Annotated in this window: 16 protein-coding genes; 9 read left to right on the forward strand and 7 right to left on the reverse strand. The window is 68.1% G+C overall.

What is annotated here, in order from left to right:
• The 3 genes from E3D03_RS16130 to E3D03_RS16140 form a co-directional block, all read left to right on the forward strand.
• Nucleotides 1-771, forward strand: a 771-nt coding sequence (locus tag E3D03_RS16130) for a formate--tetrahydrofolate ligase (RefSeq protein WP_263567795.1), incomplete at its 5' end; no start/stop codon positions are given.
• Nucleotides 771-1,376, forward strand: coding sequence for a nicotinate-nucleotide adenylyltransferase (locus E3D03_RS16135; RefSeq protein WP_263567796.1), 606 nt, complete (start codon nucleotides 771-773; stop codon nucleotides 1,374-1,376). The genes E3D03_RS16130 and E3D03_RS16135, both read left to right, overlap by 1 nt.
• Nucleotides 1,373-2,761, forward strand: a complete 1,389-nt coding sequence (locus tag E3D03_RS16140; RefSeq protein WP_263567797.1) for a D-alanyl-D-alanine carboxypeptidase/D-alanyl-D-alanine-endopeptidase — start codon at nucleotides 1,373-1,375, stop codon at nucleotides 2,759-2,761. Before E3D03_RS16135 ends, E3D03_RS16140 begins: the two co-directional genes overlap by 4 nt.
• A gap of 52 nt (nucleotides 2,762-2,813) precedes the next feature.
• Here E3D03_RS16140 and E3D03_RS16145 read toward each other — a convergent pair whose 3' ends face one another.
• Entirely contained in the window at nucleotides 2,814-3,236 is a 423-nt protein-coding gene (locus tag E3D03_RS16145; protein ID WP_062563273.1) for a tellurite resistance TerB family protein, read from the reverse strand.
• Between the two features lie 87 nt (nucleotides 3,237-3,323).
• Here E3D03_RS16145 and E3D03_RS16150 point away from each other — a divergent pair, with 87 nt between their 5' ends.
• Nucleotides 3,324-4,916, forward strand: a complete 1,593-nt coding sequence (locus tag E3D03_RS16150) for a lysine--tRNA ligase (protein WP_263567798.1) — start codon at nucleotides 3,324-3,326, stop codon at nucleotides 4,914-4,916.
• A gap of 139 nt (nucleotides 4,917-5,055) precedes the next feature.
• On the forward strand, nucleotides 5,056-7,350 hold the full coding sequence (locus tag E3D03_RS16155) for a right-handed parallel beta-helix repeat-containing protein (RefSeq protein ID WP_263567799.1): 2,295 nt from the start codon (nucleotides 5,056-5,058) through the stop codon (nucleotides 7,348-7,350).
• A 37-nt stretch (nucleotides 7,351-7,387) separates the two neighbouring features.
• On the opposite strand, the gene E3D03_RS16160 is transcribed toward E3D03_RS16155, so the two are convergent.
• From E3D03_RS16160 to E3D03_RS16185, 6 genes are all read right to left on the reverse strand, one after another.
• Complete coding sequence (locus tag E3D03_RS16160) at nucleotides 7,388-7,873, reverse strand: HugZ family protein (protein WP_263567800.1); 486 nt, start codon at nucleotides 7,871-7,873, stop codon at nucleotides 7,388-7,390.
• Between the two features lie 31 nt (nucleotides 7,874-7,904).
• Complete coding sequence (locus E3D03_RS16165) at nucleotides 7,905-8,912, reverse strand: oligopeptide/dipeptide ABC transporter ATP-binding protein (protein WP_263567801.1); 1,008 nt, start codon at nucleotides 8,910-8,912, stop codon at nucleotides 7,905-7,907.
• Nucleotides 8,909-9,934 carry an oligopeptide/dipeptide ABC transporter ATP-binding protein gene (locus E3D03_RS16170; RefSeq protein ID WP_263567802.1) on the reverse strand — a complete coding sequence of 342 codons (1,026 nt, stop codon included), beginning with the start codon at nucleotides 9,932-9,934 and terminating at the stop codon, nucleotides 8,909-8,911. The genes E3D03_RS16165 and E3D03_RS16170 overlap by 4 nt, the downstream gene beginning before the upstream one ends.
• Nucleotide 9,935: 1 nt before the next feature.
• Nucleotides 9,936-10,859: an ABC transporter permease subunit gene (locus E3D03_RS16175; protein WP_062563279.1), complete on the reverse strand. Its 924-nt coding sequence runs from the start codon at nucleotides 10,857-10,859 to the stop codon at nucleotides 9,936-9,938.
• 3 nt (nucleotides 10,860-10,862) lie between these two features.
• Nucleotides 10,863-11,780 (reverse strand): oligopeptide ABC transporter permease OppB, encoded by a 918-nt coding sequence (gene oppB / locus E3D03_RS16180; RefSeq protein WP_018001217.1) that lies wholly within the window; start codon nucleotides 11,778-11,780, stop codon nucleotides 10,863-10,865.
• A gap of 64 nt (nucleotides 11,781-11,844) precedes the next feature.
• Complete coding sequence (locus E3D03_RS16185; protein WP_263567803.1) at nucleotides 11,845-13,449, reverse strand: peptide ABC transporter substrate-binding protein; 1,605 nt, start codon at nucleotides 13,447-13,449, stop codon at nucleotides 11,845-11,847.
• A gap of 144 nt (nucleotides 13,450-13,593) precedes the next feature.
• Between E3D03_RS16185 and cobU the strand changes: the two genes are divergently transcribed.
• From cobU to E3D03_RS16205, 4 genes are all read left to right on the forward strand, one after another.
• Nucleotides 13,594-14,121 (forward strand): bifunctional adenosylcobinamide kinase/adenosylcobinamide-phosphate guanylyltransferase, encoded by a 528-nt coding sequence (gene cobU, locus E3D03_RS16190; RefSeq protein WP_263567804.1) that lies wholly within the window; start codon nucleotides 13,594-13,596, stop codon nucleotides 14,119-14,121.
• Nucleotides 14,118-15,074 (forward strand): nicotinate-nucleotide--dimethylbenzimidazole phosphoribosyltransferase, encoded by a 957-nt coding sequence (cobT, locus tag E3D03_RS16195; protein ID WP_263567805.1) that lies wholly within the window; start codon nucleotides 14,118-14,120, stop codon nucleotides 15,072-15,074. The genes cobU and cobT overlap by 4 nt, the downstream gene beginning before the upstream one ends.
• Nucleotides 15,067-15,813, forward strand: a complete 747-nt coding sequence (gene cobS / locus E3D03_RS16200) for an adenosylcobinamide-GDP ribazoletransferase (protein WP_263567806.1) — start codon at nucleotides 15,067-15,069, stop codon at nucleotides 15,811-15,813. The genes cobT and cobS overlap by 8 nt, the downstream gene beginning before the upstream one ends.
• 118 nt (nucleotides 15,814-15,931) lie before the next feature.
• Nucleotides 15,932-16,471 (forward strand): TRAP transporter small permease subunit, encoded by a 540-nt coding sequence (locus tag E3D03_RS16205; RefSeq protein ID WP_018001212.1) that lies wholly within the window; start codon nucleotides 15,932-15,934, stop codon nucleotides 16,469-16,471.
• The last annotated feature ends 8 nt before the right edge of the window (nucleotides 16,472-16,479 follow it).

Raw genomic sequence — 16,479 nt, forward strand, 5'->3', positions numbered from 1 at the left:
GGCTTCGGCGCCGACCTGGGGGCCGAGAAGTTCCTCGACATCAAGTGCCGGCTGGCCGGGCTCGAGCCCGACGCGGTGGTGCTGGTCGCGACGGTGCGGGCGCTGAAGATGAACGGCGGCGTCACCCGCGCCGAGCTGGGCGCCGAGAATGTCGCGGCGCTGCGCGACGGCTGCGCGAACCTTGGCCGCCATATCGAGAACCTGCGCGGCTACGGCCTGCCGGTGGTGGTGGCGATCAACCACTTCACCACCGACACCGAGGCCGAGGTCGGCGCGCTGCAGGACTATTGCGCCGAGCATGGCGTGCGGGCGGTGCTGTGCAAGCATTGGGCCGAGGGCGGCGCCGGCGCCGAGGACCTGGCCCGCGCCGTGGTCGAGATGGCCGAGGCCGGCGCCGCTTTCGCGCCGCTCTATCCCGACGCCATGCCGCTGCGCGACAAGATCGAGACGATCTGCAAGCGTATCTATCGCGCCGAGGCGGTCGAGTTCCTGCCGCATATCATCGAGCGGCTGAACGAATGGCAGGCGGCCGGCCACGGCCATCTGCCGGTCTGCATGGCCAAGACGCAATATTCCTTTTCCGCCGATCCGACAGCGCGCGGTGCGCCCGAGGGCTTCACCATCCCGGTGCGCGAGGTGCGGCTGGCGGCCGGCGCGGGCTTCGTCGTGGCGATCTGCGGCGACATCATGACCATGCCCGGCCTGCCGCGCGAGCCGGCGGCGCTGCGCATCGGCCTGGACGGCCAGCGCCAGGTGCAGGGCCTGTTCTGATGCGGGCCGGACTGCCCCTTGCGCGCGCCGGCATGCGGATCGGCCTTCTGGGCGGATCCTTTGACCCGGCGCATGAGGGGCATGTCCATATCACCGAGGCGGCGCTGCGCCGCTTCGGCCTCGACCGGATCTGGTGGCTGGTCAGCCCCGGCAATCCGCTGAAAGCCCATGGCCCGGCGCCGCTGGCGAGCCGCATCGCGGCGGCGCGGGGCATCATGGCCCATCCGCGGGTCGCGATCACCGACATCGAGGCGCGGCTCGGCACCCGCATGACCCGCGACACCATCGCGGGTCTGCAGCGGCTTTACCCGGGCGTGCGCTTCGTCTGGCTGATGGGCGCCGACAACCTGGCGCAGTTCGACCGCTGGGACCAGTGGCAGGACATCGCCGCGCGGGTGCCGATCGGGGTGATCGCCCGGCCGGGCTGGCGCATGCCGGCGCGGTTCTCGCGCGCGGCGCGGATGCTGTGGCGCGCCCGCCTGCCCGAGGGCCAGGCGCGCCACCTGGCCGATGCCGCCCCGCCGGCCTGGGCGATGATCAACGTGCCGCTGAGCAAGCTCAGCTCCTCGGCGATCCGGGCCAGCAAACGCAAGGAGGCCGCATGATCGCATTACCCAGACGCCAGGTCCTGGCCGGGCTCGGCCTCATGGCGCTGGCGCCGCGCCTGGCGCAAGCCGCCGCCGACCCCGTCGAGGCGCTGATTGCCGCGGCGCAACTCGGCGGCGCGGTCGGCTTCGCGGTGATCGACACCGCGACCGGCGTGCTGCTGGCCGAGCGGCAGGCCGACCTGGCGATGGCCCCGGCCAGCACGCTGAAATCGGTCACCGCGCTTTACGCGCTGGACCGGCTGGGACCGGCGCATCGCTTCGCCACCCGCGTGATCCGGGCGGGCGAGATGCTGATCCTGGCCGGCGGCGGCGACCCGGTGCTCGACACCGACGCGCTGGACGAGCTTGCCGCCGCCACCGTCGCCGCCGAACAGGCGGCGGGACGCGGCGCGCCGCAGCATTTCGCGGTCTGGGGCGGGGCGCTGCCGCGCATCGGCCGGCTGGACCCGGCGCAGGACGCGCATCTGCCCTATAACCCCTCGGTCTCGGGCATGATCCTGAACTTTAACCGCGTGCACCTGGACTGGCGGCGCGGCGATCAGGGCTATCGGCTGTCGTTGCAGGCGCGCGGGCGGCGGCTGTCACCACGTGCCTATACCGCCTCGATCGCGGCGGTCGAGCGCAGGCTGCCGCTCTTCACCTATGAATCCGGCAAGCTGGAAAGCTGGACCATCGCCCGCGCCAGCCTCGGCAAGTCGGGCAGCCGCTGGCTGCCGGTGCGCCGCCCCGAGCTTTACGCCGGCGACGTGTTCCAGACGCTGTGCCGGGCGCGCGGCCTGGTGCTGCCCACGCCCGAGGTGATCGAGCTTCTGCCCGAGGGCGCCGAGCTCGCCCGGCACGAGAGCCAGCCGTTGCAGGACATCATCCACGACATGATGGAATATTCGACCAACCTGACCGCCGAGACCATCGGCCTGGCCGCCAGCGGCGCCGGCGACATCCCGGCCTCGGCCGCGGCCATGGCGGACTGGCTGCGCGGGCAGGGGATCGAGACCGGCTTCAGCTTCCACGACCATTCCGGCCTGTCGCCCCGCAACCGGGTCACGGCGCGGACCATGGCCCGGCTGATCGCCGGCCCCGGCGCCGCGGGCGGGCTCAAGCCGCTGATGAAGCCCATCCCGCTGCGCGACGCCAAGGGCAGGAAGCAGCCAAGCGACATCGCCATCGCGGCCAAGACCGGCACGCTGAACTTCGTCTCGAACCTCGCCGGCTACGCGCAGCGCACGGGCGGGCGCGAACTGGCCTTCGCCATCCTGGCCGGCGACGAGGCGCGCCGCGCCGCCACCGAGGGCCAGGAACTGCCCGAGGGCGTCATGGCCTGGACCAAACGCGCCAAACGCCTGCAACAAGCGCTGATCGAGCATTGGTGCGCCGGCGCCTGATCTTCTTCGTTCTGCAAATACCCATGCCGACCGCGCCACTAGCCGGGGCGCTTCACAGCAGGCGATGCCGCGCCCGGGCCGCCAGTTCGATGGCGGCGGCATGCAGCCGGTCGATTTCCAGCTGGTCGCGGATCTCGGCCAGCATCTCGGCCTCGATCTCGCCCAGCCGGCCGTCGGATGCCGCCACGTCGCAGGCCAGCACATAGGCGGTGTCGAACATCTTTTGCGGCAGCGCCTCGCGCACCAGGCCGAAAAGCGCGTCCAGCCCGTCCTCTTCCTCGAACAGGCTCAGCACGGTCTGCGACACGGCGCGGATGCGGTCGATGTCGTAATTGGCGAAGACCGGCGTGTGGTTCACCGCCCGCTCGATGGCCAGAAGCTCGGCGGTGCGCGGGTTCTGGTCCGAGGCCGAGACCCCCACCATCACCGCGACCAGTGCGTCGCAGGGCGAGAACGAGGGAACATTGTCGGTCATGGCAAATCTCCGTGGCTGCCCGGCGAAATTATTGACCATTCCGGCCCGTTTCAATACGGGGGAAAGCCTAGCCAACGGAGACCGACCATGACCGCCCTGCGTGACGCCGCGATGAAATCCAAGGCCTGGCCCTTCGAGGAGGCCCGCCGCGTGCTGAAGCGCTATGAGAAGAAGGACCCGGAAAAGGGCTTTGTGCTGTTCGAGACCGGCTACGGCCCCTCGGGCCTGCCCCATATCGGCACCTTCGGCGAGGTCGCGCGCACGACGATGATCCGCCGGGCGTTCGAGATGATCTCGGACATTCCGACGCGGCTCTTCTGTTTCTCGGACGACATGGACGGCATGCGCAAGGTCCCCGAGAACGTGCCGCAACAGGAGATGCTGCGCCAGCACCTGCAGGAGCCGCTGACCACGGTGCCGGACCCGTTCGGCGAATACGACAGCTTCGGCGGCCACAATAACGCCATGCTGCGCCGTTTCCTCGACACCTTCGGCTTTGAATATGAATTCATCAGCGCCACCGAATTCTACAAGTCGGGCCAGTTCGATGCGACGCTGCTGAAGGCGGCCGAGAAATACGACGCCATCATGGAGGTCATGCTGGCGTCCTTGCGCGAGGAGCGGCAGCAGACCTATTCCTGCTTCCTGCCGATCAGCCCCAAGACCGGCAAGGTGCTTTACGTGCCGATCAAGCATGTCGATGCGAAATCCGGCACCGTGACCTTCGACGACGAGGACGGGCAGGAGCTGACCCTGCCGGTCACCGGCGGCCATGTGAAGCTGCAATGGAAGCCCGATTTCGGCGCCCGCTGGGCGGCGCTGGACGTCGATTTCGAGATGTATGGCAAGGATCACTCCACCAATACCCCGATCTATGACGGCATCTGCAAGATCCTGGGCGGGCGGCCGCCCGAGCATTTCACCTATGAGCTGTTCCTGGACCAGCACGGCCAGAAGATCAGCAAATCCAAGGGCAATGGCCTGTCCATCGACGAATGGCTGACCTATGCGGCGACCGAGAGCCTGTCCTATTTCATGTTCCAGAAGCCCAAGACCGCCAAGCGGATGTATTTCGACGTCATCCCCAAGGCGGTGGACGAATACCACCAGCAGCTGCGCGCCTGGCCCGACCAGACGCCAGAGCAGCAGCTGGCGAACCCGGTCTGGCATATCCATGGCGGCGATGTGCCGGCCAGCGACATGGTGGTGCCGTTCCAGATGCTTCTGAACCTCGCCTCGGTCGCCGGGGCCAAGGACAAGTCGGGGCTGTGGGGCTTCATCCGCCGCTATGCGCCCGAGGCCAGCCCCGAGACCAATCCGACGCTGGATGCGGCGGCGGAATTCGCGGTGCGCTATTTCAACGATTTCGTGGCGCCGACGCGGGTGTTCCGCCAGCCTTCCGAGATCGAGCGCCGGGCGCTGGAGGATCTGGCCGGCCGCCTGGCGGCCTGGGACCAGCCCGCCGATGCCGAGGCGCTGCAGACCATGGTCTTCGCCATCGGCCGCGAGCATGGCTTCGAGCCGATGAAGGACTGGTTCCAGGCGCTTTACCAGGTGCTCTTGGGCGCCGACCAGGGGCCGCGCTTCGGCGGCTTCATTGCGCTTTACGGCGTTGCGGAAACCCGCGCCCTGATCGAGCGGGCGCTGGCCGGGGAACTTGCCGCCCCGGTAAACGCCTGATCCGGCTTTGAAAATTCTCGTTGCGCGCGGCGGCGTTGCCGCGCGCGGCGGGTTAACGACTGGTTAACGCGGGATTGCCAAATTCTGAACAGACCGCGCGGGCATCCGCCTCGCTTGATCTGGATTAGGGAGAATTGGCATGACCATTGCGATTATCGGGAACCAGTCGCTGATGCCGCGCGCCTTCCGGCTGGGACTGAATCAGTGGTCCCAGACCGACGGGCGGGCGGGCTCTCCGACCTGGGCGGGGGCGGCCAATGCCGCGCTGGTCCCGGCGGACGAGGATTTCGGCAGCTGTCTCGAGATCCTGAAGCAGGAGACGGTGACATCGCTGCGCTACATGCAGCGCACGCCGATCAACCCCGGCAGCTATCTGCGCGTCTCGGCCCGCGTCAAGGCGCTGGCCGGCAACCTGCCGCAGGTGCGCATCGCGGGCTTTGCCGGCAATGCCGCCGGCACCAATGTCGCGGGCGTGACCCAGACCGGGTCGGCGGTGACGCTGCCGGGCTATGGCCAGGTGGTCGAGGTCGCGGCCGTGGTCGGCACCGGGCGGCGCGACGGGGTCGACATGGCCTGGGGGCGCAATGCGGTCTTCGGCCATTTCGGGCTGGACCTGATCGGCGACAACAACGGCTCGATCCGCATTGAGAGCATCGTCATCGAGGACGTGACCGCGGCCTTCGTGCCCGACATGCTGGACTGGGTCGACGTGCGCGACTTCGGCGCCATCGGCAACGGCACGGCGGACGACCGCGCCGCCTTCGTCGCCGCGGATCAGGCGGCGGCGGGGCGCGGCATCCTGGTGCCGGCGGGCGTGTTCTACATCGGCTCGGACCTCAGCATCGCCTCGCCGATCCGCTTCACCGGCACGCTGAAGATGCCGCGCGCGGCCCGGCTGGCGCTGACGCGCAGCTTCGACTATCCGAGCTATGCCTCGGCCTTCGGCGACGAGACCGAGGGGCTGAAGCGCGGGCTCCAGGCGCTGTTGGGCTTCACCGACCACGCGGTCCTGAACCTGTGCGGCCGCGTCGTCCACCTGACCGAGCCGCTGGTCATCACCGATGCCGTGCCGGGCATGACCAGCTTTGCCAACCGCCGGGTGATCGCGAACGGCCAGATCGCCATCGTGGCGGGCCCGGCCTGGGACACGGGCAGCGTCACCTCGGTCGCGACCTATGCCGTCAACCAGTCGCTGACGCTGTCGGGCGTCGCCAATGTCGCCAATATCGAGATCGGCTCGCGCGTGGTCGGCAATGGCGTCGGGCGCGAGGTCTATGTGCGCGAGAAGAACGTGGCCCAGGGCACGCTGACGCTGTCCAATCCGCTTTACGGCGGCGCGGGCACCCGGACCTATACTTTCGAGCGTTATCGTTATGCGCTGGATTTCTCGGGCATGGAGCAGCTCAGCCGCTTCAACTTCGACGACATCGAGTTCCTGCTGGAGGGCAATGCCAGCGGCATCATGCTGGCCAAGACCGGCACGATGAACTGCATCCGCGACTGCTATTTCACCCGGCCCAGGGATCGCGGCATCACCTCGATCGGCACCGGCTGCCAGGGCATGCTGGTCGACCGCTGCGAGTTCCTGTCGAACGAGATGGGCGATCTGGCGCAGAACCGCAAGACCGTCGCCATCAACATCAACAACAACGACACCAAGATCCGCCACAGCCGCTTCATCCGCTTCGCGCATTTCGCGGTGATGAACGGCGGCGGCCACATGATCGAGGGCAACCACTGGTTCCAGGGCGACAATGCCCAGAACGGCGTGCGCTTCGGCGGGCTGATCCTGACCCAGACCAACGTGCAGGCGACGATCACCGGCAATTACATCGACAATTGCTCGATCGAATGGACCAACGAGCACGACCCGCTGCCGAATTTCGAGGGCGACGAGTATTCCTTCGGCGGGCTGACCATCACCGGCAACACCTTCCTGGCCTCGAACACGACGCTGGGCTTCAACTGGCTGGTGGTGAAGCCCTATGGCAGCGGGCATTTCATCCACGGGCTGGCGGTGATGGGCAATGTGTTCAAGTCGCTGAACAACAAGATCACCCGCATCGACAAGGTCGACACCACCTTCGCCGACCTGAATTACCAGCGCATGCGCAATATCCAGTTCCAGGGCAACATGTTCAACGGCGTGAACGTCTATGTGGCGAACCCGGTCGACATCAGCCACAGCCAGGCCACGGCCTCGAACCGCTGGGTGATCACGGTGGACAAGGCGCTGCCGTTCAACGGCTGGGTGCGCAACGTGCAATCCGTGGTCGCGACCAGCGCCATCACCAATGCCGCCAATGCCCGCATCAGCGAGATGCCCTGGGTGCAGACGCAGCTGTCGGCGAACCAGCGCCAGATCGCGCTGAACTGGAACGCGGCGACGCGGGGCTCGGTCAGCATCCGGGCGCGGATGGACAACCCGGACTAGGGGTTTCTGAAAGGGTTCTCCCGAGGCCTCCGGCGGATCACTCCGCCGGGGGTTTCAGCATGTCGGCCGGCGCCAGCCGGAAGGCCTGGCCGAAGCCGGCGTTCAAGAGCCCCGAGACCGGCTCGATGCGCCAGAAGCGGAAGTCGGGCAGGTCGAGATAGACCTTGGCCTTGGGGTCGCGCGCCAGCCACAGCGCCCGGCGCGCCTGATCCGCCGGGGCAGGCAGGGCGCGGCCCAGGATCGACAGCCGGGCATGGGTCATGGCGTCGCCCTTGGCCGCCTCGGCCACCAGCATCAGGCCGACGCGCGGGTCGGCGGCGATCGCGCGGCTATGCGCCGCAAGGCCCGAGAGCAAGGCCAGCGGCGCGCCGTCGGCATCGGTCTGCAGCGCGATGCGGGTGACCAGCGGCGCGCCGGTTTCGGGGTCGAGCGTGCCGAGGCTGGCGTGGCGCGCCTGCGCCAGCAGGGCGCGGGCCATGGCGCGGGCGTCGTCGGTGGTCTGGCGAATCGGATCCTGTGTCATGGCCGGAGCATGCGCGGCGCCATGGTTGCGATCAACCGGCCGCGGCCAGTTCCTGCGGCGTCAGCGCACCGGGGAAATGGCAGGCGGTCAGATGCGCGCCGCCGGTCAGCGCCGGCCGTTCGGCCGCGCAGCGGGCTTCGGCGCGCGGGCAGCGGGTGCGGAAGACGCAGCCCGAGGGCGGGTTCATCGGGCTGGGCAGCTCGCCGCCCAGCGGGATCATGCGCTTGGCGCGCTCGCGGCCTGGGTCCGGGATCGGCACCGCCGAGAGCAGCGCCTGGGTATAGGGGTGGCGCGGCTCGGCATAAAGCGCCTGCGCCTCGGCCAGTTCCATGACCCGGCCCAGATACATCACCAGCACCCGGTCGCTGATATGCTTCACCACCGAGAGGTCATGCGCGATGAAGATCAGCGCCAGGCCCAGGTCGCGTTGCAGGTCGCCCATCAGGTTGATGACCTGGGCCTGGATCGAGACATCCAGCGCCGAGACCGGCTCGTCGCAGATCACCAGCCTGGGCTCGACGATCAGGGCGCGGGCGATGCCGATGCGCTGGCATTGCCCGCCCGAGAATTCATGCGGATAGCGGTTGATCTGGTTCGGCAGCAGGCCGACGCGGTCCATCATGTCCTTGACGCGGGTCTTGACCTCGGCGCGCGACAGGCCCTTGCGATGGGTGACCAGCGGCTCGGCGATGATCTGGCCCACCGTCATGCGCGGGTCGAGGCTCGCCAGCGGATCCTGGAACACCATCTGGATTTCGCTGCGGTATTTCAGCATCTTGCGCGGCGAAAGCCCGATCAGGTCGGTGCCGTCCTGCCAGACCGCGCGCCCCGTGGCCGGCACCAGCCCGATCAGCGCCCGGGCCAGCGTCGACTTGCCCGAGCCGGATTCGCCGACCACGCCCAGCGTCTCGCCCGGCATCAGGTCGAAGCTGACACCGCCCACGGCATGCAGCTGGCGCGGCTTCGACCAGGGCAGGGCGCCGGGCTGCGGCACGTCGAAGGTCACGCGCAACTCGCGCGCGGAAATGAGCGGGGTCATGGCTGAAGCTCCTCGATGGCGGCGGCTTCGGGCTGGTCGGGCAGCGGGGGCGGGCCGGCGCGAACCTCGGCGACCGGGGCGTGGCAGGCGCGCTCGCGTCCGGGGGCAAAGGTTTCCAGCGGCGGCATCGCCGCGCAGGCTGGCCGCTCATAGGCGCAGCGCGGCGCGAAGGGGCAGCCGGGCGGCGGCGCGGTCATGTTGGGCGGGCTGCCGGGGATCGCCATCAGCCGCTCGCCCTGCTGGTCCACGCGCGGGATCGCGGCGAGCAGCCCCTGGGTATAGGGATGCGCCGGATCGGCAAAGATCGGCGCGACCGGCGCCCGCTCCATGATCCGGCCGCCATACATGACCATGACCCGCTCGCATGACCCCGCCACCACGCCAAGGTCATGGGTGATGAGGATCATCGCCATGCCGAATTCGCGTTGCAGATCGGCCAGCAGCTGCATGATCTGCGCCTGCACGGTCACGTCCAGCGCCGTCGTCGGCTCGTCCGCGATCAGCAGTTCGGGCCGGCAGAGCAGCGCCATGGCGATCATCACCCGCTGGCGCATGCCGCCGGAGAATTCATGCGGATAAAGCCGGATACGCCCGCGCGCGTCGGGGATCCTGACCGCGTCGAGCATGCGCGCCGCCTCGGCCACGGCCGCCGCCTTGCCCAGGCCCTTGTGCAGCATCAGGACCTCGGCCATCTGGTCCGAGACGCGCATATAGGGGTTCAGGCTGGTCATCGGGTCCTGGAACACCATGGCGATGCCGCGGGCGCGGATGCGGTTCAGCACCTTGGGCGGGGCGTTCAGGATCTCGGCGCCGTCGAAGCGGACCGAGCCCGTGGCGCGGCCGTTCCGCGCCAGCAGCCCCATGATCGAGAACGCCAACTGCGACTTGCCCGAGCCGCTTTCGCCGACGATGCCCAGGGTCTGGCCCTTGGCGACGTCCAGGTCGATGCCGTTGACGGCCGAGACCGCGCCATCGGTGGTGGCGAAGCGGACGTTCAGGTCGCGGATTTCCAGCAAGGCCATGTCAGCGATCCTTGGGGTCCAGCGCATCGCGCAGCCCGTCGCCGACGAAGAAGAAGGCGAAAAGCGTAATGCAGAAGAAAAACAGCGGGAACATCAGCTGCCAGAGCGTGCCGTAGTTCATCGTTCCCGCGCCCTCGGAGATCAGCGCGCCCCAAGAGGTCAAGGGCTCCTGCACGCCAAGGCCGAGGAAGCTGATGAAGCTTTCCGACAGGATCATCAGCGGCACCAGAAGCGTGGCATAGACCGCGACCACGCCCAGCAGGTTCGGCACGATATGGCGCAGCACGATGCGCCAGGCCGGGACGCCGGCGGCGCGGGCGGCCTCGATGAATTCGCGGTGTTTCAGGCTGAGGGTCTGGCCGCGCACGATCCGGCTCATGTCCAGCCAGGAGATCAGGCCGATGCCCAGAAACAGCATGGACATCGAGCGGCCGAAGATCACCAGGAGCAGGATCAGCACGAACATATAGGGGATCGACATCAGCACATCGACCGCGCGCATCATCACCGCATCGGTGCGGCCGCCGACATAGCCCGCCGTGGCGCCGTAAAGCGTGCCGACGATCACCGCGATGCCGGCGCCGATCAGCCCGACCATCAGCGAGACCTGCGTGCCCTGCACGGTGCGCGAGAACAGGTCGCGGCCCAGGTCGTCGGTGCCGAAGTAATGCCCGTTCGTCCAGCTCGGCGCGCCCAGCTGCGCGGCCTGGCCCATGACCGAGAAATCCATCTCGTCATTCGGCCAGGCGGCGATCTGGTTGCCGAAGATCGCGAACAGCCCGACCAGGATCAGCACGGCCAGGCTGACCATGGCGGCCCTGTTGCGGCGAAAGCGGCGGCGGGCGTCGGCCCAGGGGCTGCGGCCCTTGACCTCGGGTTGCGACAGGCGGGCGGCCAGCGACTGCATCTTTTGCGTCTCGATCATGGCTCAGTACCGGATCTTCGGGTCGATCCATGCGTAAAGCACGTCCACCACCAGGTTGAAGAAGATGGTCAGCGCGCCGACCAGGATGGTGATGCCCATCATCACCGCATAGTCGCGGTTCAGCGCTGAATCGACGAAGCTGCGGCCGATGCCGCCAGTCGAGAAATACATGTCCACCACCACCGAGCCGGTGATCATGGTCACGAAGGCCGGCCCCAGATAGCTGATGACCGGCAGAAGCGCCGGCTTCAGCGCATGGCGCAGGATGACGCGCGACTCGGGCAGGCCCTTGGCGCGGGCGGTGCGGATGTGGTTCGAGCCCAGCACTTCCAGCATCGAGGACCGGGTGATGCGCGCGATCGAGGCCATGAAGCTGGTCGAGAGCGCCACCACCGGCATGATCCAGTAGATCGGCCCACCCCAGCCGCCGCCCGGCAGCCAGCCCAGCCACAGCGTGAACACCAGGACCAGGATCGGCGCCATGACGAAGTTCGGCAGCACCTGCGCCCCGATCGAGACGCCGACGGCGAGGTAGTCGAGCCAGCTGTTCTGCCGGATCGCCGCCGCGACGCCCAAGCTGACGCCGACCGCCACCGCCACGACGAAGGCGATGCCGCCATAGGTCAGCGTCACCGGGAAGCCGGCGGCGATGATCTGGTTCACCGAGCGGTCGGGATAGACGAAGCTGGGGCCGAAGTCGAAATGCGCGACGATGCCCCAGACATAGTTGACGATCTGCCGCCACAGCGGATCGTCGAGCCCGTATTTGGCGTTCAGGTTGGCCAGCACCTGCGGCGGCAAGGCGCGTTCCTGCGTGAAGGGCCCGCCGGGCGCGGCATGCATCAAGAGGAACGAGACGACGATCAGCAGAAGCAGCGTCGGGATGGCGACGGCGAGGCGCCGAAGGATGAAGCCGAACATGCGCAGGTTCCCAAGGACAGGTGCCGGACGTGTTCAGGGGCGGCGCCGGGCCGCCCCCCGATCGTCATTTCTGGATGCGGTAGATGTCCTTGGCATACCAGTCGTTCATCACGTTCTCGGTCGGCAGGCCCTTGATGTCGTCGCGGATCATATCGACCTTGGCGTATTGATAGATCGGCACCAGCGGCATGTCCTCGGCCAGGATCTTCTCGGCCGCGGTATATTGCTGGTTCGGATCGGCCGAGGTCTTCGACTGGTCCATCAGCGTGTCGAATTCCGGGTTGGAATACTTGCCGTAGTTCATGCCCGTGCTGCGGAAATAGTCGAGGAAGGTCGAGGCCTCGTTATAGTCCGCGCACCAGGCATAGCGGGCCATCTGGAAATCCTGCGACTGCATGCGGTCGGTATGCACCTTCCACTCGACGTTGTTCAGCTCGATCTGCACGCCGATCTGCTTGTAGAACTGCTGCGCGGCGACGGCGATCTTCTTGTGGTTCTCGTCGGTGTTGTATTGCAGCGTCAGCTTCAGCGGCTTGTCGGGGCCATAGCCGGCCTCGGCCAGCAGCGCCTTGGCCTTTTCCAGCCGCTCGGCCTGGGTCCAGCCCGCATAGTCGATCTCGGGCATCTGGAAGCCCTCGATGGCCCAATGCGTCCAGTTGTAGGCCGGCTTCTGCCCGCCCTGCAGGATCTGGTTCACCACCACATCGCGCTGCATGGCATAGCTGAGCGCCTTGCGCACGCGCACGTCCTTCAGCGCCTCGGGGGCTTTGTCGCCGACGTTGAACAGATAGGCATAGGTGCAGGAATAGGGGATCGAGATGGCTTGGTCCGGGAACTGCTCCTTGAGCCGCGGATACTGCCCGGCGGGGATCTGCACCCGGTCCAGCTCTCCGGCCTGATAGCGGGTCAGGGCGATGTTGTTGTCGTTCACCGTCAGGCCCTTGATATGCTCCATCACCACATTGGCGGCGTCCCAGTATTCCGGGTTCTTGTCCATGCTGATCTGCACGCCCAGGTCGTGGCTTTTCAGCACATAGGCGCCGTTGCCGACCAGCTTGCCGGGCTGGGTCCAGGCGTCGCCCTCGGCCTCGACGACCTTCTGGTTCACCGGGAAGGTCGAGGCATGGGTGACCATCTTGGGGAAATAGGGCGTCGGCGCGGTCAGCTTCACTTCCAGCGTATGCTCGTCGAGGGCCTTCACGCCCAGCTCCTCGGGCTTCTTCTCGCCCTTGACCACGGCCGTGGCATTCTCGACGTTCATCAACTCGATGAACCAGGCATATTCGCTGGCGGTGGCCGGATCGGCCAGGCGGCGCCAGCTATAGACGAAATCGCCTGCGGTGACCGGCTCGCCATTCGACCATTTCGCCTCGGGTCGCAGATGGAAGGTATAGGTCAGCTTGTCGTCCGAAAGGTCGAAGCCGGTCGCGACGCCGGGGATCGGCGCGCCCTTGGGATCCTCGTTCAACAGGCCCTCGAACAGCTGGCGGATGATGTCCGAACCCTCGACATCGGTGTTCTTCTGCGGATCGGCGGTCTTGATCGCATCGAGCAGCCAGAAGGTATAGCTCTGGTTCTCGGCCAGCTTCTCGCCCTCGGCGGGCTGCACGGCAAAGGCGGGCAGGGCGATGGCGCAGGCCAGTGCGGTGGTCAGGAACAGGCGGGTCATGAAGGCACCTCTCTCGAATGTTGCGGGCGCGGTTCTTTTCTGGGGATTTGCCGCGCGATGGATCGAAATTGACCTGAAAAGCTGTAAGACAGCAAGAGCGATTTCCGGCTTTCGCACGCCCTTGTCCTGTGAAACAAGATCAGCATGAACAAGGTTTCGCGCATTACCATGGTGACCGGGGGCGCCCGTTCCGGCAAGTCCGCGCTGGCCGAAAAGCTGGCGGCGCACGCGCCGGGGCCGGCGATCTATATCGCCACGGCCGAGGCGCGGGACGACGAAATGACGCAGCGGATCGCGCTGCACCGGGACCGCCGCGGCCCGGACTGGCGCACCATCGAGGCGCCGCGCGAGCTGTGCCACGCGCTGGCAGAGACGGACGGGCAGGGGGTGCGGCTGGTCGATTGCCTGACGCTGTGGCTGGCCAATATCCTTGACGGCGATCCCGGCCCCCGGGTCGAGGCGCTTTGCGCCACGCTCGGCGCGCAGAAAAGCCCGGTGGTGCTGGTGACGAACGAGCTGGGCCTGGGCATCGTGCCCGACAATGCGCTGGCCCGGCGCTTTCGCGACCAGCATGGCTGGATGAACCAGGCCGTGGCGGCCGTGGCCGACCAGGTCTGGATGGCGGTCAGCGGCTTGCCCCTGCAGCTGAAACCTTCACGAGGAATGCCTTGAAAAACTATGATGATTCAGCCGCGGCAGCCGCGCGCGACCGCCAGGACCAGCTGACCAAGCCGCCGGGCTCGCTGGGCCGGCTGGAAGAGCTGGCGGTGTTCATGGCCGGCTGGCAGGGCCGCGACCGGCCGCGCATCGACCGCGCGCAGGCGCTGGTCTTTGCCGGCAACCACGGCATCGTGGCGCAGGGCGTGAACCCGTTCCCGGCCGAGGTCACCGCCCAGATGGTCGAGAATTTCCGCAACGGCGGCGCGGCGATCAACCAGCTGTGCCGGCTGGCGGGCGCCGAACTGCAGGTGCTGGCGCTGGACCTCGACCGCCCGACCGCCGATTTCACCCGCGGCATGGCGCTGGAGGTGGCGGATTTGGTGGCCTCGATCCAGACTGGCAAGGATGCGGTGGACCCCGAGGCCGACGTGATCCTGCTGGGCGAGATGGGCATCGGCAATTCCACCGTCGCCGCCGCGCTGGCCGCCGCCACCTTCGGCGGCACGGCCGAGGATTGGGTCGGCCCCGGCACCGGCGCCGACGACGCGGTCATGGCCAACAAGATCCGCGCCGTGGAGGCCGGGCTGAAGCGCCACAAGGGCGCGGCGACGGCGGCCTCGATTCTGGGCAGCTATGGCGGGCGCGAGCAGGCGGCGATCTGCGGCGCGGTGATCCGGGCGCGCGAGCTGGGCATCCCGGTGATCCTGGACGGTTTCATCTGCTCGGCGGCGGCGGGGGTGCTGCTGGTCAACGACCGCAACGCGCTGGACCATTGCCTGATCGGCCATGAAAGCGCCGAGCCGGGCCACCGCCGGCTGATCGCCGTCATGGGCAAGACCCCGGTGGTGGGCCTCGACATGCGGCTGGGCGAGGGCTCGGGCGCGGCGGTGGCGCTGCTGGTCCTGCGCGCGGCGCTGGAGTGCCACAACGGCATGGCGACATTTGCCGAGGCGGGGATTGGCTGACCGGGCCGGGCAGGCCGCGACCGCGCTGGTCTGGCTGACCCGGCTGCCGCTGGGCAAGCTGCTGCCGGCCCGGCCGGTGCCGCTGTCGCAGGCCGCCTGGGCCTTTCCGCTGGCCGGGATCGCGGTGGCGCTGCCGGCGGGCGGGCTTTTCTGGCTGGCCGCGCAACTAGGCCTGCCGCCGCTGGCCGGGGCGCTGCTGGCGCTGGCCGCCATGGCGGCGCTGACCGGGGCGCTGCACGAGGACGGGCTGGCGGATTTCGCCGATGGCTGCGGCAGCGCGGATCGCACCCGCGCGCTGGAGATCATGCGCGATTCCCGCATCGGCAGCTATGGTGTCGTGGCGCTGATCCTTGGCTTCGGCCTGCGCGCCACGGCGCTGGCCGCCATGACGGCGGGGCTGGGCCTTGCCGCGCTGGTCGCGGCGGCGGCGCTGTCGCGCGCCGGCATGGCGGCGGGGCTGGCGGCGCTGCCGCCCGCGCGCAGCGATGGTCTGGGGCGGCTCGCGGGCCGGGTCTCGGCCGGGCAGGCGGGGGTGGCGGCGCTGATCGGCGCGGCGGTGCTCTTGTGGCCGGCGGGGCTTTCGGCCGGGTGGCTCGCGGCGCTGCTGGCTTGCGCGCTGGCGCAGGGATGGGTCGCCCGCAGCGCGCGGCGCCGGCTTGGCGGGCAGACCGGCGACGTGCTGGGCGCCATGCAGCAGGCCGGCGAGATCGCGGTGCTCTTGGTGCTTGCCGCCACGTAAACCGAGCCGCGCTTGACCGGGTTTTTCCATCCGTCATAGAAACCGAAAAGAACGACCGGCGCGAACCGGCGCGCGGCCCGCAAAGGTGCCGCGCAACGACAGGGAGAGGAGTTCAGCCATGGGTGCCCTTCTGGGCCTGTCGCGCGGCATCGACCGCGCCAATCTGCTGATCGGTCGTGCCGTGGCCTGGCTGGTCCTGACCGCCGTTCTGGTCAGCGCCGGCAATGCCATCATCCGCAAGATCTTCAACACCTCGTCCAATGCCTGGCTCGAGGTGCAGTGGTACATGTTCGGCGGGCTGGTCCTGCTGGGCGCGGCGGCGGCGCTGTATCGCAACGAACACGTCCGGGTCGACCTGATCTATGGCGCGGTCTCGGACCGGACGCGGCTGTGGATCGACCTGTTCGGCATCCTGTTCCTGCTGCTGCCCTTTGCCTTCGTCGCGGCCTGGCTGACCTGGCCGGTCTTCGTCGAATCCTGGCGCATCAACGAGGGCTCGTCGAATGCCGGCGGGCTGGTGCGCTGGCCGGCCAAGCTGCTCTTGCCGGTCGGCTTCGGGCTGCTGTTCCTGCAGGCCCTGTCCGAGCTGGTCAAGCGCATCGCCGCACTGCGCGGGCTGATCACGCTGGAAACCAAATACACCAAGCCGCTGCAATAGGAGCCTGC

Source organism: Paracoccus sp. DMF, assembly GCF_004407025.1.
Classification (GTDB): domain Bacteria; phylum Pseudomonadota; class Alphaproteobacteria; order Rhodobacterales; family Rhodobacteraceae; genus Paracoccus; species Paracoccus aminovorans_B.